A 20,288-nucleotide genomic window follows, 5' to 3' on the forward strand; every position below is an offset into this window, starting at 1 on the left:
GGGATTTCCTTGCTGCTCGATGGAAAGAAAGAAGCCGGAGCACTGCGTGTCCGGCTGCGGAAAATCGAAACGGGAGAGAGACTAAACCTTCAGCGAACCATGCAGGGCTTCTTGTTGTCGAAAGTCCACCCCGGGATCAGGTATTGCATCGCCTGCGCATCGTTGCGCGCACCGAGGCCGTGCTTCAGGTACAGCTGGTGCGCCTTCTCGACCTCGTCCATGTCGAGCTCCACGCCCAGTCCGCCGCGTGTCGGCACCTTCACGTAGCCGCCTTCGATCTGCAGCGGCGCCTTCGTCAGGCGCTGGCCGTCCTGCCAGATCCAGTGCGTGTCGATGGCGGTGACCTTGCCCGGCGCCGCCGCCGCCACGTGCGTGAACATGGCAAGCGATACATCGAAGTGGTTGTTGGAGTGCGAGCCCCAGGTCAGGCCCCAGGCCTGGCACAACTGCGCCACGCGCACCGAGCCCTGCATCGTCCAGAAGTGCGGGTCGGCCAGCGGAATGTCGACCGATTGCAGCGAGAGGCTGTGCACCATCTCGCGCCAGTCGGTGGCGACCATGTTGGTGGCGGTGGGCAGGCCGGTCGCACGGCGGAACTCGGCCATCACCTCGCGGCCCGAGAACACGCCTTCGGCGCCGCAGGGGTCTTCGGCATAGGCCATGACGCCATGCAGGTCGCGGCAGAGGCGGATCGCGTCCTGCAGCAGCCAGCCGCCGTTCGGGTCGAGCGTGACGCGCGCTTTAGGGAAGCGCTCGTGCAGCGCACGGATGGCCTCGACTTCTTCCTCGCCGCGCAGCACGCCACCCTTGAGCTTGAAGTCCGTAAAACCGTAGCGCGCATGCGTGGCCTCGGCCAGGCGCACGATGGCTTCCGGCGTCATTGCTTCTTCATGGCGAAGGCGGAACCAATCGTTGTCGGCGCCGGGATCGGTCTCGTACGGCAGGTCGGTCTTGGTGCGATCGCCTACATAGAACAGGTAGCCGAGCATCTGCACGGCATCGCGCTGCTGGCCTTCGCCGAGCAATGCGGCCACCGGCACTTCGAGATGCTGGCCCAGCAGGTCGAGCAGCGCCGCCTCGACGGCGGTTACCGCATGGATGGTCACGCGCAGGTCGAAGGTTTGCTGGCCGCGGCCGCCGCTGTCGCGGTTGGCGAACGCACTGCGCAGGCTGTTGAGCACCGCGTTGTGCTTGCCGAGGGGCTGGCCCACGATGAGGTCGCGTGCATCTTCGAGCGTCTGGCGGATCTTCTCGCCGCCCGGCACTTCGCCGACGCCGGTGTGGCCCGCGCTGTCGGTCAGGATCAGCAGGTTGCGCGTGAAGAACGGGCCGTGCGCGCCGCTCAGGTTCATCAACATGCTGTCGTGGCCCGCGACGGGCACCACGCGCATGCCGGTGACCACGGGGGCGCCGGAGATGGAAGAAGTTGAGGCGGATGAAGTTGTCATTTGCGCGAACCTGGGGAAATTCAGTGCTTAGATTCTCACGGCCTGGCGGGCCAGCAGCTTCCAGTCGCTGCCCTGCTTTTGCCACACGCCGAGGATCTTCAGCGCCACCTTGCCGGGCTTGCCCGAATCGAGCGTGTCGGCCGCGAGCGTGTGGCGCACGATGGCCGTCTGGCCGTCGACCACCTTGACGGTCTGGTCGATGATCGTGATGGCCACGAAGTCCGACTTGCCGGCGACAAGGTCACCGATGAAGCTGGCCTTGGTGTCGACCTTGCCGCCCGAATGGCCGTAGCTCAGGTCCTCGGCCACCAGCGCGCCGAGGGCGGCAGGCGTCGGGTCGATCATCGCGATGCGCAGCCGCTCGGCGGCCGCGGCCACTGCCGGTTCGGCCGAGGCGCCGCCGCCGGCCGGAACCATGGCGCAACCCGAGAACAGAACTGCCGACGCGGCAATGAGAAGAAGCTTTTTCATGAGCATGTGGTGTTGTCTCCGTTGTTGTTGTTTGTGGATCGTTCCGATTACTGCGGGCCGAGCGCGTCGATCAGCGCCTTGAGCTTTTCCATCTCTGCGGGCTTCAGGTCGGTGAGTGGCGCGCGCACCGGGCCAGCGTCGTGGCCAACGATCTTGGCGCCGGCCTTGACGATGCTCACCGCATAGCCAGGCGTGAGGTTGCGCAGTTCGAGGTAAGGCATGAAGAAGTTCTTCAGCAGGCGATGCTGGGTGGCCATGTCGTCGTCGCGCACAGCTTCATAGAACTGCACCGCTGTCTTCGGAATGAAGTTGAAAACGGCCGACGAATACACCGGCGTGCCCATGGCCTTGTAGGCCGCGGCATACACCTCGGCCGTGGGCAGGCCGCCCAGGTAGGCAAAGCGATCGCCCATCTTCTGGTAGATGGCCACCATGGCTTCGATGTCGCCGATGCCGTCCTTGAAACCGACGAGGTTCGGGTTGCGCTCGGCCAGGCCGGCCAAGGTGTCGGGCTTGAGGCGGCTGGAGGCGCGGTTGTAGACGATCACGCCGAATTTCACGCTCTTGCACACCGCTTCGACGTGCGCGGCCAGGCCTTCCTGGCCGGCTTCGGTCAGGTAGTGCGGCAGCAGCAGGATGCCGTGCGCGCCAGCCTTCTCGGCCGCTTGCGCACACTGGATCGCAAAGCGCGTCGGGCCGCCGGCGCCGGCAATGATCGGCACCACGCCGCGGCAGGTGTCGACCGCGCTCTGGATGATGCCGGGGTACTCGTCCCCCGTGAGCGAGAAGAACTCACCCGTGCCGCCGGCCGCGAACAGCGCGCTCGCGCCGTACGGAGCGAGCCATTCGAGACGCTTCTCGTAGCCCTTGCGGTTGAAGTCGCCGTTCGCGTCGAAGTCGGTCAACGGGAACGAGAGCAGGCCGGAGCCCATGATGGATTTAAGTTCTTGAGGGTTCATCGAGACACCAATGACAAGTGAGTTGAAGAAAGAAATGAATTGATTCGTGGACTACCGCGGAACCGGCTCCGCCGTGCCGCTGGTAGTGCCCCCGGAGGGGGTTGGCGCGCGCGACACGAAGTGCACGCAGACTGGGGGAGAGCCTAGTCCAGCTTGATGCCCGCGTCTGCAACTACCTTGGCCCAGCGCGTGCGTTCCTTGCCGAAGAATTGCTCTTCCTCGGCAGGCGCCATGGTCACGACCTCCGCGCCCTGCCCTGCAAGGCGAGAGCGGATGTCGGCCGCGCGGATGACGGTGATCAGTTCCTTGTTGAGGCGCTGCACGATCGCATCGGGCGTGCCCTTGGCAACCCTGATGCCCTGCCACGTACCCGATTCGAAGCCGGCAACGCCCTGCTCCGCAATGGTAGGCACGTCGCCGATCAGCGGCATGCGCGTCGATTTCGAAACGCCGAGCACCTTGAGCTTGCCGCTTTGCACGTGCGGCAAGGTGGCCAGCATGCCGTTCATGAGGATCTGGGTCTGTCCGGCGACCGTATCCTGCACCGCCTGCACGCCACCCTTGTAGGGCACGTATTGCCAGCGCGCGCCGCTGGCACGCTCGAGCGCCACGCCGGCAAGGTGCGGCGCACTGCCGGTGGCGGTCACGGCAAAATTGATGTCCGACTTCTTCGACAGCGCGATCAGTTCCTTGAGGTTGTTGGCCTGGACCGACGGATGCACCACGAGCAAATGCGGCGAATAGGCCAGCATCGTCACGCCGCGCAGGTCCTTGGAAGGATCGAAAGGCAGGCGCGTGTAGACCGAGGGGCTGATGGCGAGCGCACCGACGTCGCACAGCAGCAGCGTGTAGCCATCGGGTTTGGACTTGGCGACGAAATCAGCGCCGAGGTTGCCGTTGGCGCCCGGCTTGTTCTCGACGATGACCGGCTGGCCGAGCGCTTCCGACAGCGGCTGGCTGATGGAGCGGGCAATGATGTCGGATGAACCGCCCGGCGGGTACGGCACCACGATGCGCAGTGGCTTGGTGGGCCAGGCGTCGGCCGCATGCACGCCGCCGGCGGCAAGCACGCCGCCGCCCAGCGCGCCGAGCATCAGGTCACGTCTTTTCAAGCTCATTCAGGTCTCCTGTCAGGTTGTGTTGTCAGTCATCGTACAACTACAAATAACGCTTGTCCAGCTTTGAGGGGAAATTTCGTTCAGGAAGCAGCTGGCGGCGTGTTGGCCGAGGCTTGTTGCGCCGCTTCCTGCGCCACGCGCAGCCGTTCGCGGCTGTTGGTCAGGTGAATGCGCATCGCCGCGCGGGCCGACTCCGGATCGCGGCGCGCGATGGCCGCGTAGATCTCTTCGTGCTCGCGGTTCACGCGGCTCAGGTACTCGCCGCGCCGGTCGTAGTTGCGAATGGCGGTGATACGCGTGCGCGGAATGATCGTGGTGCCCAGGTGGCTCATGATGTCCGCGAAATACGGGTTGCCGGTGGCCTGGGCGATCTGCAGGTGAAAGCGGAAATCGGGCGCGACCGTGTCCCCCGCCACCGCCACATTACGCTCGAAATCGTCGAGCGCCTGGCGCATGGCAAGCAGGTGCTCCTCGGTGCGACGCGTGGCCGCGAGGCCCGCCGATTCGGTCTCCAGGCTGATGCGCAGCTCGAGCACCGCCAGCACGTCCACCGAGGTGGCGATGTCTGCGGAGTCGAGCCGGAACATGCCCGCTGCGCGCGGCTGCAGCACGAAGGTGCCGACGCCATGGTGCGTTTCGACCAGCCCGGCGGCCTGCAGCTTCGAGAGCGCCTCGCGCACCACCGTTCGGCTCACGCCGAAGGTCTTCATGATGGCCGATTCGGTGGGCAGCTTGTCGCCGGGGCGCAGCGACTGGCTGCGGATCTTCTCGCCCAGGTCTTCCACCAGCCCGTGGGCCAGGCCGCGCGGGCGCGGGCGCCCCACAAAGGAGGCGCCTGCAGCGGCGGCGTCTGCCGCTGCATTCGAAATTGAGGGATTACCCGTAGCCGTTTGGACCATGGTCAAGATAATAATCCCCTATTAGTTGTACGACAACAGATAACTTATCACTCAGTTTGCTGCAAGTGTCCGTCCCAGCCATCGACCGGTTATTCGAACTGGCGCGGCATGGGAGATGAAGCCGCTTCCTGGCCAGCTTTCGGTGACTGCTCCATCGCCCTGGACTTCAACCCATTCACACGCCACCACACATGTCGACGTCCTCACAAACTACCAACAGCAAGCTCCACCGGATTCTGCTGACCGGCGCCGCCGGAGGCTTGGGCAAGGTTCTGCGCGAACGCCTGCGCCCCTTTGCCGAGATCCTGCGCCTTTCGGACATCGCCGCAATCGCCCCTTCCGAGGGTGCGCACGAAGAAGTGGTGTCCTGCGACCTCTCGGACAAGGCGGCGGTCCATGGGCTGGTCGAAGGCTGCGACGCCATCGTGCATCTTGGCGGCGTTTCGGTCGAGCGGCCGTTCGAGGAAATTCTCGAGGCCAACATCAAGGGCGTGTTCAACGTCTATGAAGCCGCCCGCCGGCACGGCGTGAAGCGCGTGGTGTTCGCGAGTTCGAACCACGTGATCGGCTTTCACAAGCAGAGCGAACGGCTCGACGCCAGCGCGCAGCGCCGGCCCGACGGCTACTACGGTCTGTCGAAATCGTTCGGCGAAGACGTCGCTCAGTTCTACTTCGACCGCTACGGCATCGAGACCGTGAGCATCCGCATCGGCTCGTCGTTCCCGGAGCCGCTCAACCGCCGGATGATGAGCACCTGGCTCAGCTACCGCGACCTCACCTCGCTGATAGAGAAGTCGATTTTCACGCCCGGCGTGAAGCACACGATCGTCTACGGCATGTCCGCCAACCGCGATGTCTGGTGGGACAACAGCGCGGCGGCGCACCTGGGCTTCGTGCCGCAAGACACCTCCGAGGTGTTCCGCGACAAGGTCGAGGCCCAGCCTCCCGTGGCGCCGACCGACCCTAATGCCATCTACCAGGGCGGCGCGTTCACGGCGCAGGGCCCGTTCGGCGACCAATGACGTCCAGCATGCACGCCGAACTCGTTCTCGATGCGCGATGCGCCACCGGCGAAAGCCCGGTCTGGCGCGCCGACGAGCAGGCCCTCTACTGGGTAGACATTCCGGCGAAACAATTGCACCGCTGGCACGCCGCGACCGGAGCGCACGTCTGCTGGACTGGTGACGAGATGCTGGCCTGCATCGCACCGCGTGCCGGACATCCGGGCGAGTGGATTGCCGGCATGGAAAGCGGGCTGTTCGCCATTGCCACGCGCGCCGACGGCACGCTCGCCGCGAGCCCCGTAGCCAGCGCCGTCCATGCGGAACGCGGCATGCGTTTCAACGATGGCCGCTGCGACCGCCAGGGCCGCTTCTGGGCCGGCACCATGCAAATGGACATGGCGGCAGCCCACGAGGTCGGCCGCGTGTACCGCTACCAGGGCGACGTGAATGCGGAAGTGGCGCTGCGCGCCCAGTTCGAGCACCTGATCGTCCCGAACGGCCTCGCCTTCAGCCCCGACGGCAAGACCATGTACCTCTCCGATTCGCATCCGGCGGTGCAGACCGTCTGGGCTTTCGACTACGACACCGATACCGGCACGCCGCATGGCCGCCGCGTGTTCGTCGACATGAAGCCGCTGCCGGGCCGCCCCGACGGGGCGGCCGTGGACTCCGATGGCTGCTACTGGATCTGCGGCAACGACGCCGGGCTCGTTCACCGCTTCACGCCCGACGGACGGCTCGACCGCTCCCTTGCCGTGCCGGTGAAGAAGCCCGCGATGTGCGCCTTTGGCGGCCCAGAGCTCGACACGCTCTACGTGACATCGATCCGCCCCGGAGGTGACCTGTCCGATCAACCGTTGGCGGGCGGCGTTTTTGCGCTGCGCCCGGGCATCAAGGGGCTTGCGGAACCCGAATGCCGTTTCTGATTGTTTTTTAACCACCAACCCCAAGAGGAAGACAAATGAAATACACCCGCCACCTCATTGCCCTGGCCGTAGGCGCCTTGGCCATGGCTGCGAATGCGGTCGAGTTCCGTTCGGCCGACGTGCACAACAGCGACGACTACCCCACCGTCGCGGCGGTCAAGTACATGAGCGAACTGCTCGACAAGCGCAGCAATGGCAAGTACAAGATCAAGGTGTTCAACAAGAGCGCACTCGGCAGCGAGAAGGAAACGCTCGACCAGGTGAAGATCGGCGCGCTCGAAATGAACCGCGTCAACATCAGCGCGCTGAATTCGATCTGCCCCAAGACGCTGGTGCCGACGATGCCCTTTTTGTTCGACTCGATCGCGCACATGCGCAAGTCGCTCGACGGCCCCATCGGCGACGAGATCCTGAAGGGCTGCGAGCATGAAGGCCTGGTCGGCCTGGCCTTCTATGACAGCGGCGCGCGTTCGATCTACGCCAAGAAGCCGGTGAAGACGCTGGCCGATGCGAAGGGGCTCAAGATCCGCGTGCAGCAGTCCGACCTGTGGGTCGCGCTGGTGAGCGCCATGGGCGCCAATGCCACGCCGATGCCCACCGGCGAAGTGTTCACCGCGCTCAAGACCGGCCTCATCGACGCGGCGGAAAACAACATTCCCTCCTACGACGGCTTCAAGCACTACGAAGCAGTGAAGTTCTACTCGCGCACCGAACACTCGATGGCGCCCGAGATGCTCGTGATGTCGAAGGCCGTCTACGACAAGCTGCCCAAGGCCGACCAGGACCTGTTCCGTGCCGCGGCCAAGGAATCGGTCGCCTTCCAGCGCAAGAAGTGGGATGAGCAGGAAGCCAGGTCGCTCGAGGTCGTGACCAAGGGCGGCGCCCAGATCATTGCCGATGTGGACAAGGCTTCGTTCCGCGCCGCCATGACCCCGGTCTACACCAAGTTCATCTCGACGCCCGATCTGCAGCGCCTCGTCAAGGCCGTTCAAGACAACAAGTAACGCGCCCCGGCCCTCCCGCTTTCCAGGGAGGGCCCTTCACCCATATTCAGGGAAATTCCCATGACACTGACCGTTCCCGCAGTAGACACGATGGCGACCGGCGTGCCCGTCGAGCTCGAAGACCTGGTCGATCCGCATGGACGCCCGCCGTCCAACCATGCCTATTCGCGCTTCTGCGCGTTCCTCTCCAAGGCCAGCCTGATGCTCGCGGTGGCGATGCTCATCACCATCATCGTGTGCGTGCAGTACCAGGTCGTCGGCCGCTATGTATTCAACGACACGCCGACCTGGGCCGAAGGCCTCGCGCTGCAGCTGGTGTTGTATGTCACGGCGCTTGGCGTTGCCGTCGGCGTGCGCGATGCCGGCCACATCGGGCTCGACTCGCTGGTGGTGCTGCTTCCCGAATCGCTCCGCCTGAAGATCGAAGTGCTGATTCATGCGCTGGTCGCGCTCTTCGGCGCAATCATGACCTGGAGCGGTTGGGTCTGGACCACGCTCAAGTGGAGCGACATCAAGCCCATGATGGGCGTTCCGGTGGGTCTCGACTATCTCGCGCTCGTGATTGCGGGCCTCCTGATCGTCCTCTTTTCGATTGAACATATCGTCGCCCTGCTGCGCGATGAAGAAGTGGTGCCCGCGTGGAACTGACTGTCCTCTCCCTCGTTTTCCTGGTGCTGCTGGTGCTGGGTGTGCCGGTCGCGTTCTCGATCGGCCTAGCCTCCGTCGCCACCGTGCTCTATGCGGGCCTGCCCGTTGCCGTGGTGTTCCAGAAGATGGTCGGCGGCATGCAGGTCTTCTCGTTCCTGGCGATTCCGTTCTTCGTCTTCGCCGGTGAACTCATGCTTTATGGCGGCATCGCGCAGCGCATCGTCCGCTTTGCCAACAGCCTGGTGGGCCACGTGCGCGGCGGCCTCGGCATGAGCAACGTGATCGGCTGCACGCTGTTCGGCGGCGTGGCCGGCTCACCGGTGGCCGATGTCTCGGCCATGGGCTCCGTGATGATCCCGCTGATGAAGAAGGAAGGCTACGACGCCGACTACGCGGTCAACGTCACGACGCACGCGGCCCTGGTGGGCGCGCTGATGCCCACGTCGCACAACCTGATCATCTTCACGCTCGCGACCACCGGCATCGCCTCGGTCAGCGTGCTGAGCCTGATTCTCGCGGGCCTGATCCCCGCGCTGATCCTCACGCTGTGCAATCTGGGCGCCGCCTATTACGTCGCCATCCGCCGCGGCTACCCGATTCGCGGCGCGTTTCCGGGCTGGGGCGAGGTGCTTACGGCTTTCATCGGTGCGCTGCCGGGCCTGATGATCGTGGCGATCATCCTGGTCGGCATCCTGTCGGGCGTGTTCACCGCCACCGAGTCGGCCGCGACGGCGGTGCTCTGGGCATTGGGCGTGACCGTGCTCGTGTACCGGTCGCTCAGCCGCAAGGACTTTTTCAAGGCCTGCGCGAAGGCCTGCAAGACGACCGGTGTCGTGTTGCTGCTGATCGGCATTTCTTCCGCCTTCGGCTACTTCATGGCGCTGTACGAAGTGCCGCAGAAAACCGGCGAGCTCATGACCAGCGTCTCGAGCGATCCGTGGGTCATCTTCCTGATGATCAACGTGTTGCTGTTCGTGCTGGGCACCTTCCTGGACATGGCCGCGACCATCCTGATCTGCACGCCCATCTTTCTGCCCATTGCCATGCAGTTCGGCATGAGCCCGGTGCAGTTCGGCATCGTCATGCTGATCAATTGCGCCCTGGGCCTCAACACGCCGCCGGTAGGCACCACCCAGTTCATAGGCTGTGCGATCGGAGGGGTATCCGTCGGGCAGGTGATGCGGTCGATCTGGCCGTTCTATGGTGCCCTTTTGATCTGCCTGATGCTCGTGACCTATGTTCCGGCGTTCTCGATGTGGCTGCCGGACCTGGTCAACGCGGTCAAGTGACACCAAAAACAAGCAACGCGGAGTTCGTTCCGATGGCTGACTCATCACTACCCTCTTCCCCGCCGGTGCGCCCGCCGCACCGCATCCACATGCACGCGGCGGACAACGTCGCCATCGTGGCCAACGACGGCGGCCTGAAGGCCGGCGCAGCGTTTGCCGACGGCCTCGTGCTGGTCGACAACGTGCCGCAAGGCCACAAGGTCTCGCTGACCGACCTGGCCGAAGGCGACGCCGTCGTCCGCTACAACGTGGTCATCGGCTACGCGCTGAAGGCCATTCCGCGCGGCAGCTGGGTGCACGAGCGCCTGCTGCAGATGCCCGCGGCGCGCGAGCTCGAAGGCCTGCCGATCGCCACCGTGAAGCCGCCCGTGCAGCCGCCGCTCGAGGGCTACACCTTCGAGGGCTATCGCAACCTCGACGGATCGGTCGGCACGCGCAACATCCTCGCGATCACGCAGACCGTGCAGTGCGTGGCGGGCGTGGTCGATTTCGCGGTGCAGCGCATCAAGGCCGAGCTGCTGCCCAAGTACCCCAACGTCGACGACGTGGTGGGCCTCTCGCACAGCTACGGCTGCGGCGTGGCCATCGACGCGCCCGATGCGATCATTCCGATCCGTACGCTGCGCAACATCAGCCTCAACCCGAACTTCGGCGGCGAGGTGATGGTCATCAGCCTGGGCTGCGAAAAGCTGCAGCCCGAGCGCCTGCTGCCGCCGGGCAGCATCCCGCTGGTGGACGAGCGCAACGTGGCCGACATCGGCGAGACGGCCAATGCCAAGCTCGACGTGGTGTGCCTGCAGGACGACGCACACGTTGGCTTCATGTCGATGATCGATTCGATCATGCGGCAGGCCGAGGAGCACCTGGAGCGGCTCAATGCGCGCAGGCGCGAGACTGTGCCAGCCAGCGAGCTGGTGGTGGGCGTGCAATGCGGCGGCAGCGATGCATTCTCTGGCGTCACGGCCAACCCGGCCGTGGGCTTTTGCACCGACCTGCTGGTGCGCGCCGGCGCCACCGTGATGTTCTCGGAAGTGACCGAGGTGCGCGACGGCATCGACCAGCTCACCTCGCGCGCGACCACGCCCGAGGTGGCCGACGCCATGATCCGCGAGATGGCCTGGTACGACGCCTACCTGGACCGCGGCCGCGTCGACCGCAGCGCCAACACCACGCCGGGCAACAAAAAGGGCGGGCTCTCGAACATCGTCGAAAAGGCCATGGGCTCGATCGTCAAGAGCGGCAGCGCGCCGATCTCCGGCGTGGTCCCCCCGGGCGAGAAGGCAAGGCAGAAGGGCCTGCTCTATGCGGCAACGCCCGCCAGCGACTTCATCTGCGGCACGCTGCAGCTGGCCGCCGGCATGAACCTGCACGTGTTCACCACGGGCCGCGGCACGCCTTACGGCCTGGCCGAAGTGCCGGTGATCAAGGTGGCGACGCGCAGCGACCTGGCGCGCCGCTGGCACGACCTGATGGACGTGAACGCCGGCCGCATTGCGGATGGCGACGCCAGCATCGAGGACGTGGGCTGGGAGATGTTCCGCCTGATGCTCGATGTGGCCAGCGGCAGAAAGAAGACCTGGGCCGAACAGTGGAAGCTGCACAACGCGCTGGTGCTGTTCAACCCCGCCCCCGTGACCTGACTTCACCCGAGCTCGAAAGGAAACATCCATGGAAGACCTCAAAGGCAAGACCGCACTCGTCACTGGCGCCAGCACCGGCATCGGCGCCGCGGTGGCCATTGCGTTCGCGGCGCGCGGCATGCGCGTGGCGGTGCACTACAACAGCTCGGCCGATGCGGCGAACCAGGTCGTCGAGACCATTCGCAAGGCCGGCGGCGACGCCTTTTCGCTGCAGGGCGACGTGCTCGACACCGCCGCCATCCGCGAATGCGTGAAGCAGACTGCGACGCGGTTCGGCCGCATCGACGTGCTGGTCAACAACGCGGGCAGCCTGGTAAAGCGCGTGCCCATCGCTGAATTCGACGATGCGCTGTTCGACGAGGTGATGCACATCAATGCGCGATCGGTACTCGCGTTTGCGCGCGAAGTGGTGCCGCTCATGCGCACCCATGGCGGCGGCAACATCATCAACGTGACCTCGGTCGCGGCCCGCACCGGCGGCGGGCCCGGCGCCTACCTTTATGCAGGCTCCAAGGGCTTCGTGAGCACGGCCACGCACGGGCTCGCCAGGGAACTCGTCGGCGACAAGATCCGCGTGAACGCGGTGGCGCCCGGCGTCATCCAGACGCCGTTCCAGGACCGCTTCTCGACGCCCGCGATGCTTGAATCGTTTCGCGCCGGCATTCCGATGGCGCGCATCGGCACGCCGGACGAGTGCGTAGGCGCTTTCCTCTACCTGGCCTCAGAGCAGCTTTCGGGCTACGTGACGGGCCAGGTGATCGAGGTGAACGGCGGGCAATACATGCCCTGACGGAAGACCGCCTTTTCCCCAAGGCTTGCAGCATCAGAACCACAACAGAGACAACAACCAATGAAAAGAAGCAGATTCCTTCGCGGCCTGGCCGCCCTTTCGGCAACGGCGAGCCTCTCGTTCGGATACGCGGCGGTGGCCGCTGCGCAAGGCAACGGCAGCAACTTTCCGACCCATGCCATCGAGCTGCTGGTGCCCTACCAGCCTGGCGGTGGCACCGACGGCCTGGCGCGTGCCTTTTCCGAAGCGAGCCGCAAGCACATTTCGCAGAGCATCGTCATCGTCAACCGCCCGGGCGCCGGCGGCGCCATCGGCTGGACCGAGGTGATCAATGCCAGGCCCGACGGCTACAAGCTCGCGGTGCTCACGGTAGAACTGCTGACGCTGCCGCACCTGGGCCTGGCCAAGTTCAACTACGACGACTTCCAGCCGATTGCGCAGCTCAACGCAGACCCGGCCGCAATCACCGTCAAGGCCGATGCGCCGTGGAACACGATCGAAGAATTTCTCGCGGCGGCAAAGAAGTCGCCCGAGAGCGTCCGCGTCGGCAATTCGGGCAACGGCTCGATCTGGCACCTGGCCGCAGCGGCGCTCGAAGACAAGACCGGCACCAAGTTCGGCCACATCCCGTTCCAGGGCGCGGCACCCGCGGTGCTGGCGCTCTTGGGCGGCCACATCGAGGCGGTGGCGGTAAGCCCGGCCGAGGTGACGACGCATGTCCAGTCCGGAAAGCTCAAGGTGCTGATGGTCATGGCCGACAAGCGCGTGAAGGGCTTCGACAACGTGCCTACGGCCAAGGAGCGCGGCATCGACCTGTCGATCGGCACGTGGCGCGGCCTTGGCGCACCCAAGAACACGCCGCCCGAAGTGATGGCCAAGCTGCGCGAGATCACGGCCAAGACGGCGGCCGAGCCGCTGATGCACGAAGTGATGGACAAGCAGAACCTCGGCTATGTCTACACCGACGGCGCGGTGTTCAAGGAAACGCTGGCCAAGGACAACGCGTACTTCAAGGCGCTGATCGCCAAGCTGAACATCAAGCCATGAACCGCCACACTCCCCTCGTTCGTACGCTGCGGACTGCGGTCGCGCTACTGTCGGTTGTCGCCGTGGGCCACGCCTGGGCAGGCACTTGGGTCTATGTGTCCAACGCCGACAGCCAGGAGGTCTCGGTGCTCGAACTGGACCGCGCGCTCGGCGTGCTCAAGCCGGTGCAAGCGCTGAATGTCGGCGGCACGGTGATGCCGATGGTGGTAAGCCCCGACAAGCGTGTGCTGTATGCCGCGCTTCGCTCGCAGCCGTTCCGCGTGGTGTCGCTTTCGATCGATGCCGCCACCGGCAAGCTGCAAAAACTCGGTGAGGCACCCCTGGCCGACAGCATGGCCAACATCGACCTCGACGCGAGCGGCAAATGGCTCTTCGCGGCCTCCTACCAGGGCGGCAAGATCTCGGTCAATGCCATCGGCAAGGACGGCGCCGCGGGCGCAATCCAGCAACTGGTGCAGACCGGGCCGAATGCGCACGCGATCCACGCGGACGCGAGCAATCGCTTCGTGCTTGCAACCAGCCTGGGCGGCGACAACGTGTCCAGCTGGCGCTTCGATGCCGAGAAGGGGCTCCTGTCAGCCAACGATCCGCCGCTGACCATGGCCACCGCAAAGTCGGGGCCGCGCCACTTCGTCTGGGACAAAGCACAGCGCCGCGTCTATCTGCTGAACGAACTCGACGCAAGCCTGCACGTGTACGCCTGGGACGCTGCGCGCGGCGCGCTCAAGCTCGAACAAAGCACCACCGCGCTGCCGGCCGGATTCACCGGCAAGCCCTGGGCGGCCGATCTGCACCTGACACCCGATGGGCGCTTTCTGTACGCATCGGAACGCACGTCGAGCACGCTTTCGGCCTTCAGGGTGGATGCATCCACCGGACAGCTGAAGCCGCTCGGCCAGACGCCCACCGAGAAAACGCCACGCGGCTTTGCCATCGATTCGAGCGGCCGCTACCTGATTGCCGCCGGGCAGGAGTCGCACAGCGTTGCGCTTTACGCCATCGACTCGGCAACCGGCGCACTGGGCAAGCCCTCGCGCATCAGCGTGGGCAAGAACCCGAACTGGATCGAGATCGTCGACACGCCGTGACGACGAGAACCTCACGCAACATCATCAAAGGAGATATCGCCATGCAACGCCGAACACTGATTCGCACCGCCCTCGCCTCTTCGCTCGCCGCAAGCCTGCCGGCTTTCGCGCAGGGCCCCGGCAACTGGCCCACGGGCAAGGCCATCACCTACCTCGTGCCCTTTCCCGCGGGCGGCACGACCGACGTGCTGGCGCGCCTGATCGGCCAGAAGCTCGGCACGGTGCTGGGCACGAGCGTGATCATCGACAACAAGGGAGGCGCGGGCGGCAGCGTAGGCTCCGAAATCGGCGCGCGGGCGGCCCCCGACGGCTTCACGATGGTGGGCGGCACCATCAGCTCGCACGCAATCAATATCAGCCTGTATCCCAAGCTCGGCTACGACCCGCAGAAGTCGTTTGCTCCGGTCACGCTCATCGGCACCAACCCGCTGGTGCTGGTGGTGAACCAGGCCAGCCCGTACAAGACCCTGAAGGACGTGCTGGAAGCCAGCAAGACCAAGTCGGGCGGGCTGTCATCGGCATCGGCCGGCACGGGCACCTCGCAGCACCTGTCGCTGGAATTGCTGGCGTTCAAGTCGGGCGTGAAGTTCACGCACATTCCCTACAAGGGCAGCGGCCCGGCCATCCAAGACGTGATCGGCGGCCAGGTGGACATGATGTTCGACACCACGGTGGTGGCCGGCCCGCACGTGCAGAGCGGCAAGCTGCGCGCCATTGCCGTGACCTCGGCCAAGCGCCTGGCTTCGATGCCCGACGTGCCAACGGTTGCGGAATCCGGCCTGCCGGGCCTGCAGGATTTCGAGGTGCTGTCTTGGCAGGCGATCTTCGTGCCCGCCGGCACGCCCGCCCCCATCGTCGACCGGCTGCACACGGAGATCCGCAAGATCCTTGCAACGCCCGAGATGCAGGACAAGCTCAAGGGCTTCGGCATGGAGCCCGCCGACCTGACCACGGCAAAGATCGCGGCCTTCCAGAAGTCCGAAGTCGAGAAGTGGGCGCAAGTGATCAAGGCGGCCGGCATCAAGGCGGACTGACGCAGGGCGGTGTGCCTGCGAGCCTGCAAGGGGCCCCGTGTGCGAACGGGGGGCCCCCGCATACGAGGGAAGCTTCCTACGCCCGGGGCGCGGAGCCCTTTATAGAATGCCCCTCCGATTCGCATTCCAGGCGCTCCACGCCTTTCACACGTGTCCGACCGCTCTGCCGTACTGCATCAATACCTGTTCCCGAAGCAGGCCCTGACGAACTTTGCCGGCTGGGTCGCAGGCAAGGAGCGCGGCGCCGTCACCACGTGGATCATCCGGCGCTTCGTGGCCAAGTACGGCGTCGACATGGGCGAGGCCCTCGAATCGGACATCAGCTACTACAAGAGCTTCAACCAGTTCTTCACGCGTGCGCTCAAGCCCGGCGCCCGGCCTCTCGCAAAGGCCGATCTCGTGTGCCCGGTGGATGGCGCCATCAGCCAGTTCGGCCCCATCGACGGCCACCAGATTTTCCAGGCCAAGGGCCACAACTACACGACCACCGCGCTGGTCGGCGGCGATGCGGCGCTGGCAAGCCAGTTCGCCCACGGCAGCTTCGCAACGCTGTACCTGAGCCCGAAGGACTACCACCGCATTCACATGCCCTGCGAAGGGCGGCTGCTGCGCATGATCTACGTGCCCGGCGACCTTTTCTCGGTCAATCCGGCCACCGCGCGCGGCGTGCCCGGCCTGTTCGCGCGCAACGAGCGCGTGGTCTGTGTCTTCGAAACCGCGCGAGGGCCCTTCGTGCTGGTGCTGGTGGGGGCCACCATCGTCGGCAGCATGGAAACCGTGTGGCACGGCGTGGTCAATCCGCCGCGCGGCGGCGAGTTGCGCGAGTGGCACTACGGCGACCAGCAGATCGTTCTCAAGCAGGGCGAGGAGATGGGACGGTTCCTGCTCGGGTCCACCGTCGTCATGCTGTTCCCGGCGCCTGTGCTGGCCTTCAATCCGGAATGGGCGCCCGCCCGCGCAGTTCGCCTGGGCGAAGCCATGGCCAATTTCGCCAAATTGTGAAGCTTTGTCTCAGGGGCCCCGTGCAGCATGCACTGGCAGCTATAAAACTAGTAGCATCCTGATCCTTGCGCTATAGTCGCCGGCCAACGAGCCCCAGCAGACCACGAGCCACCAAACGCAAGGCAGCGGTCCTGCCCAGGACCGATGGCCCGACGACCAGCCCCGAGGAGATGAAGTCGATGAGTACCAAGGAAAACGCAGCCGTCAGCCAGCTGCTCGCACTTCTCGAGGCCCGCTACGCCATGAGAGTGCTCTGGGCCTTGCGCGACGGCCACGCCCAGACTTTTCGCCTGCTGCAGGACAGCGTCGGCGGCATCACCCCCAACACGCTCAACACCCGCATCAAGGAATTGCGCGAGGCCGGCCTCGTCAGCCATGGCGGCGACGGCTACAGCCTGACCGTGAGCGGGCAGGACCTGCTCAAGCGCCTGTCGGACCTGCAGGCCTTCGCGGGCAAGTGGCAGTTGGGGCAGATCAAGAAGGCTGCGGCGCCTGCGACTGCTGCGACTGCGCCCCCTTCTCTCCCTCCTTCTTCGCCGCCACCGTCTCCCTCTCCCTCGTCCTCTTCTCCCCCAGCGCCGTCCTCTTCCCCGACGGCAACGCCTTCTTCCTCTCCTTCGGCGCCGTCCTCCACCCCGCCGCTTGACACTGGCAATTGAGCAGTCTGGCCGACCGGCTCCGGGGGGTCGGTAAACTTCGAGCCTTCGGTCTGCTTATCCATTCACATCCATCATCCAATTGACGCAAGGAGCGTTCGACATGCCTACAACCCCCTCCGGACTGCAATACGAAGACACCACCGTGGGCGACGGCGCAGAAGCCAAGGCCGGCCAGCACGTGCACGTGCACTACACCGGCTGGCTCTATAACGACGGCGTGCAAGGCGCCAAGTTCGATTCGAGCCGCGACCGCAACGACCCGTTCGCTTTCTCGCTGGGCGCGGGCCAGGTCATCAAGGGCTGGGACGAAGGCGTCGCCGGCATGAAGATCGGCGGCAAGCGCACGCTGATCATTCCCGCATCGCTCGGCTATGGTGCACGCGGCGCAGGCGGTGTGATCCCCCCGAATGCCACCCTGAAGTTCGACGTCGAACTGCTCGACGCGCACTGATCGTTCCCAAGCCAGGACTTGGCACGAAGGCCCGATTGCGGGCCTTTTTCATGCCTCCGCGGCCCCTTTTGCCGCATTTTTTCGCTTGAAATGCCTCGAGCCAGCCCCAAGTGGCTGGCTATCGCTTGTTTTCCGGCGCACGCCGGTTCCTTGAAAAATGTCTGACCCGCAACAATCCGCACAGAATTCGCAAATGCTGCAAGGCGAGCCAAGCCCCGAAGAGCTGGAGGCTGCTCAGGCGGCCAACGAAGCCGAGGCGCAAGACGCCCTGGCCGTGGCTCAAGGCGAACTTGCCGCCCTGCAGAGCAAGAACGCCGAACTGGCCGACCAATACCTGCGCGCCCAGGCCGACGTCCAGAACGCCCGCCGCCGCGCCGACGACGAAATCACCAAAGCCCGCAAGTTCGCGGTCGAGGCCTTTGCCGAGAGCCTGCTGCCCGTGACGGACAGCCTTGAAGCCGGCCTGGCCATCAAGGATGCGACCCCGGAGCAGATTCGCGAGGGCGCCGAAGCCACGCTGCGCCAGCTGAAGAGCGCACTCGAACGCAACAAGGTGATCGAGGTGGCTCCCGCCCCCGGCACCAAGTTCGACCCGCACCAGCACCAGGCCATCTCGGTGGTGCCCGCCCCCGAGCAGGAACCCAACACCGTGGTGAGCGTGCTCCAGAAGGGCTACACCATCAACGAGCGCGTGCTGCGCCCGGCGCTGGTCACGGTCAGCGCGCCGAAGTAATCGGCAGGGCCGACGACACACAAGATTCCCACAGGAAATCCCCGCTTCATACCTTGAATCGCGCCGGGTTATCCACAAGTTCATAACAACATATTTATCAGGCTTTCAGGAGTAAAGAACATGGCAAAGATCATCGGCATCGACCTCGGCACCACCAACTCGTGCGTGTCGATCATGGAAGGCAACACCACGCGTGTGATCGAGAACTCGGAAGGTGCGCGCACCACGCCGTCGATCGTGGCTTACCAGGAAGACGGCGAAGTGCTGGTCGGTGCCTCGGCCAAGCGCCAGGCCGTGACCAATCCCAAGAACACGCTGTACGCGATCAAGCGCCTGATCGGCCGCAAGTTCGAAGAAAAAGAAGTCCAGAAGGACATCGACCTGATGCCCTACACCATTGCGAAAGCCGACAACGGCGACGCATGGGTGGAAGTGCGCGGCAAGAAGATCGCGCCCCAGCAGGTGAGCGCCGACATCCTGCGCAAGATGAAGAAAACCGCCGAAGACTATCTCGGCGAAACCATCACCGAAGCCGTGATCACGGTGCCGGCCTACTTCAACGACGCCCAGCGCCAGGCCACCAAGGACGCCGGCCGCATTGCGGGCCTGGACGTCAAGCGGATCATCAACGAGCCCACCGCTGCGGCCCTGGCCTTCGGCCTCGACAAGCAGGACAAGGCCGACCGCAAGATCGCCGTGTATGACCTGGGCGGCGGCACCTTCGACGTGTCGATCATCGAAATCGCGGACGTCGACGGCGAGAAGCAGTTCGAAGTGCTGTCGACCAACGGCGACACGTTCCTCGGCGGCGAAGACTTCGACCAGCGCATCATCGACTACATCATTGCCGAGTTCAAAAAGGACCAGGGCGTCGACCTGAGCAAGGACGTGCTCGCACTGCAGCGCCTGAAGGAAGCCGCTGAAAAGGCCAAGATCGAACTGTCGAACAGCGCGCAGACCGACATCAACCTGCCCTACATCACGGCCGATGCCTCGGGTCCGAAGCACCTGAACATCAAGCTCACGCGCGCCAAGCTCGAGAGCCTGGTCGACGAGCTGGTCGAGCGCACCATCGCGCCCTGCCGCCTGGCCATCAAGGACGCCGGCATCAGCGTGTCGGACATCAACGACGTGATCCTGGTCGGCGGCATGACCCGCATGCCCAAGGTGCAGGAAAAGGTGAAGGCCTTCTTCGGCAAGGAACCGCGCAAGGACGTGAACCCCGATGAAGCGGTGGCCGTCGGCGCCGCCATCCAGGGCCAGGTGCTTTCGGGCGACCGCAAGGACGTGCTGCTGCTCGACGTGACCCCGCTGTCGCTGGGTATCGAGACCATGGGCGGCGTGATGACCAAGATGATCACGAAGAACACCACGATCCCGACGAAGTTCGCGCAGACTTTCTCCACCGCCGAAGACAACCAGCCGGCCGTGACCATCAAGGTGTTCCAGGGCGAACGCGAGATCGCTTCGGGCAACAAGCTGCTCGGCGAGTTCAACCTCGAAGGCATTCCGCCGGCATCGCGCGGCACGCCGCAGATCGAGGTGGGCTTCGACATCGACGCCAACGGCATCCTTCACGTTGGTGCCAAGGACAAGGGCACCGGCAAGGAAAACAAGATCACCATCAAGGCGAACTCGGGCCTCTCGGAAGACGAGATCCAGAAGATGGTGAAGGACGCCGAGCTCAACGCGGCCGACGACAAGAAGAAGCTCGAGATCGTGCAGGCCCGCAACCAGGGCGAAGCCATGGTCCACAGCGTGAAGAAGTCGCTCGGCGAACACGGCGCGAGCCTGGACGCCGGCGAGAAGGAAAAGATCGAAGCCGCGATCAAGGACCTGGAAGAAGCCCTGAAGGGCGAGGACAAGGCCTCGATCGAGGAAAAGACCAACACGCTGATGACAGCAAGCCAGAAGCTTGGCGAAAAGATGTATGCCGAAGCGCAGGCCGCGGCAGGCGCCGCCGGTGGCCCGGGCGCCGCTGCTGGCGCGGAAGCTGCAAGTGCTCCGGCCGACGACAACGTGGTCGACGCCGAAGTCAAGGAAGTCAAGAAAGGCTGATCTTCAGCCCTTCGAACAAG

Annotated in this window: 20 protein-coding genes; 15 read left to right on the forward strand and 5 right to left on the reverse strand. The window is 64.9% G+C overall.

Going from position 1 to position 20,288, the window contains the following annotated elements:
* Positions 1 to 89: 89 nt before the first annotated feature.
* The 5 genes from gudD to BLR24_RS02535 form a co-directional block, all read right to left on the reverse strand.
* Positions 90 to 1,448 carry a glucarate dehydratase gene (gudD, locus tag BLR24_RS02515; protein WP_093012072.1) on the reverse strand — a complete coding sequence of 453 codons (1,359 nt, stop codon included), beginning with the start codon at positions 1,446 to 1,448 and terminating at the stop codon, positions 90 to 92.
* Between the two features lie 27 nt (positions 1,449 to 1,475).
* A complete protein-coding gene (locus BLR24_RS02520) occupies positions 1,476 to 1,925 on the reverse strand; it encodes a nuclear transport factor 2 family protein (RefSeq protein WP_093012075.1) in 450 nt (149 codons plus the stop codon).
* A 41-nt stretch (positions 1,926 to 1,966) separates the two neighbouring features.
* Positions 1,967 to 2,878 (reverse strand): 5-dehydro-4-deoxyglucarate dehydratase, encoded by a 912-nt coding sequence (gene kdgD / locus BLR24_RS02525; RefSeq protein ID WP_093012078.1) that lies wholly within the window; start codon positions 2,876 to 2,878, stop codon positions 1,967 to 1,969.
* 143 nt (positions 2,879 to 3,021) lie between these two features.
* Positions 3,022 to 3,996: a Bug family tripartite tricarboxylate transporter substrate binding protein gene (locus BLR24_RS02530; protein WP_093012081.1), complete on the reverse strand. Its 975-nt coding sequence runs from the start codon at positions 3,994 to 3,996 to the stop codon at positions 3,022 to 3,024.
* 80 nt (positions 3,997 to 4,076) lie between these two features.
* Positions 4,077 to 4,895 carry a FadR/GntR family transcriptional regulator gene (locus BLR24_RS02535; RefSeq protein ID WP_093012084.1) on the reverse strand — a complete coding sequence of 273 codons (819 nt, stop codon included), beginning with the start codon at positions 4,893 to 4,895 and terminating at the stop codon, positions 4,077 to 4,079.
* Positions 4,896 to 5,086: 191 nt separating this feature from the next.
* On the opposite strand from BLR24_RS02535, the gene BLR24_RS02540 reads away from it, so the two are divergent.
* The 15 genes from BLR24_RS02540 to dnaK all read left to right on the forward strand — a co-directional run bounded on the left by BLR24_RS02540 (position 5,087) and on the right by dnaK (position 20,268).
* A complete protein-coding gene (locus tag BLR24_RS02540; RefSeq protein WP_093012087.1) occupies positions 5,087 to 5,917 on the forward strand; it encodes an NAD-dependent epimerase/dehydratase family protein in 831 nt (276 codons plus the stop codon).
* An 8-nt stretch (positions 5,918 to 5,925) separates the two neighbouring features.
* Positions 5,926 to 6,825, forward strand: a complete 900-nt coding sequence (locus tag BLR24_RS02545) for an SMP-30/gluconolactonase/LRE family protein (RefSeq protein WP_093012790.1) — start codon at positions 5,926 to 5,928, stop codon at positions 6,823 to 6,825.
* A gap of 35 nt (positions 6,826 to 6,860) precedes the next feature.
* Positions 6,861 to 7,829 carry a TRAP transporter substrate-binding protein gene (locus BLR24_RS02550; protein ID WP_093012090.1) on the forward strand — a complete coding sequence of 323 codons (969 nt, stop codon included), beginning with the start codon at positions 6,861 to 6,863 and terminating at the stop codon, positions 7,827 to 7,829.
* Positions 7,830 to 8,030: 201 nt separating this feature from the next.
* Complete coding sequence (locus BLR24_RS02555; protein WP_254787148.1) at positions 8,031 to 8,477, forward strand: TRAP transporter small permease; 447 nt, start codon at positions 8,031 to 8,033, stop codon at positions 8,475 to 8,477.
* Entirely contained in the window at positions 8,468 to 9,766 is a 1,299-nt protein-coding gene (locus tag BLR24_RS02560) for a TRAP transporter large permease (protein ID WP_093012097.1), read from the forward strand. Before BLR24_RS02555 ends, BLR24_RS02560 begins: the two co-directional genes overlap by 10 nt.
* 32 nt (positions 9,767 to 9,798) lie before the next feature.
* On the forward strand, positions 9,799 to 11,406 hold the full coding sequence (gene garD / locus BLR24_RS02565; RefSeq protein ID WP_093012101.1) for a galactarate dehydratase: 1,608 nt from the start codon (positions 9,799 to 9,801) through the stop codon (positions 11,404 to 11,406).
* Positions 11,407 to 11,434: 28 nt separating this feature from the next.
* Positions 11,435 to 12,196, forward strand: a complete 762-nt coding sequence (locus BLR24_RS02570) for an SDR family NAD(P)-dependent oxidoreductase (protein WP_093012104.1) — start codon at positions 11,435 to 11,437, stop codon at positions 12,194 to 12,196.
* A 60-nt stretch (positions 12,197 to 12,256) separates the two neighbouring features.
* On the forward strand, positions 12,257 to 13,243 hold the full coding sequence (locus tag BLR24_RS02575; RefSeq protein WP_093012107.1) for a Bug family tripartite tricarboxylate transporter substrate binding protein: 987 nt from the start codon (positions 12,257 to 12,259) through the stop codon (positions 13,241 to 13,243).
* A complete protein-coding gene (locus BLR24_RS02580) occupies positions 13,240 to 14,331 on the forward strand; it encodes a lactonase family protein (protein ID WP_093012110.1) in 1,092 nt (363 codons plus the stop codon). Before BLR24_RS02575 ends, BLR24_RS02580 begins: the two co-directional genes overlap by 4 nt.
* 41 nt (positions 14,332 to 14,372) lie before the next feature.
* Entirely contained in the window at positions 14,373 to 15,365 is a 993-nt protein-coding gene (locus BLR24_RS02585; RefSeq protein WP_093012113.1) for a Bug family tripartite tricarboxylate transporter substrate binding protein, read from the forward strand.
* Between the two features lie 150 nt (positions 15,366 to 15,515).
* Positions 15,516 to 16,367: an archaetidylserine decarboxylase gene (gene asd / locus BLR24_RS02590; protein WP_093012116.1), complete on the forward strand. Its 852-nt coding sequence runs from the start codon at positions 15,516 to 15,518 to the stop codon at positions 16,365 to 16,367.
* Positions 16,368 to 16,546: 179 nt separating this feature from the next.
* Entirely contained in the window at positions 16,547 to 17,026 is a 480-nt protein-coding gene (locus BLR24_RS02595) for a winged helix-turn-helix transcriptional regulator (protein WP_093012793.1), read from the forward strand.
* 100 nt (positions 17,027 to 17,126) lie between these two features.
* Complete coding sequence (locus BLR24_RS02600) at positions 17,127 to 17,477, forward strand: FKBP-type peptidyl-prolyl cis-trans isomerase (RefSeq protein ID WP_012746856.1); 351 nt, start codon at positions 17,127 to 17,129, stop codon at positions 17,475 to 17,477.
* Between the two features lie 157 nt (positions 17,478 to 17,634).
* Entirely contained in the window at positions 17,635 to 18,210 is a 576-nt protein-coding gene (gene grpE / locus BLR24_RS02605; protein WP_093012118.1) for a nucleotide exchange factor GrpE, read from the forward strand.
* 120 nt (positions 18,211 to 18,330) lie between these two features.
* Positions 18,331 to 20,268, forward strand: coding sequence for a molecular chaperone DnaK (gene dnaK, locus BLR24_RS02610; RefSeq protein ID WP_093012121.1), 1,938 nt, complete (start codon positions 18,331 to 18,333; stop codon positions 20,266 to 20,268).
* Positions 20,269 to 20,288: the final 20 nt, after the last annotated feature.

Origin of the sequence: Variovorax sp. OV700, from assembly GCF_900099805.1 — a bacterium.
Taxonomy (GTDB): Bacteria; Pseudomonadota; Gammaproteobacteria; order Burkholderiales; family Burkholderiaceae_C; genus Variovorax.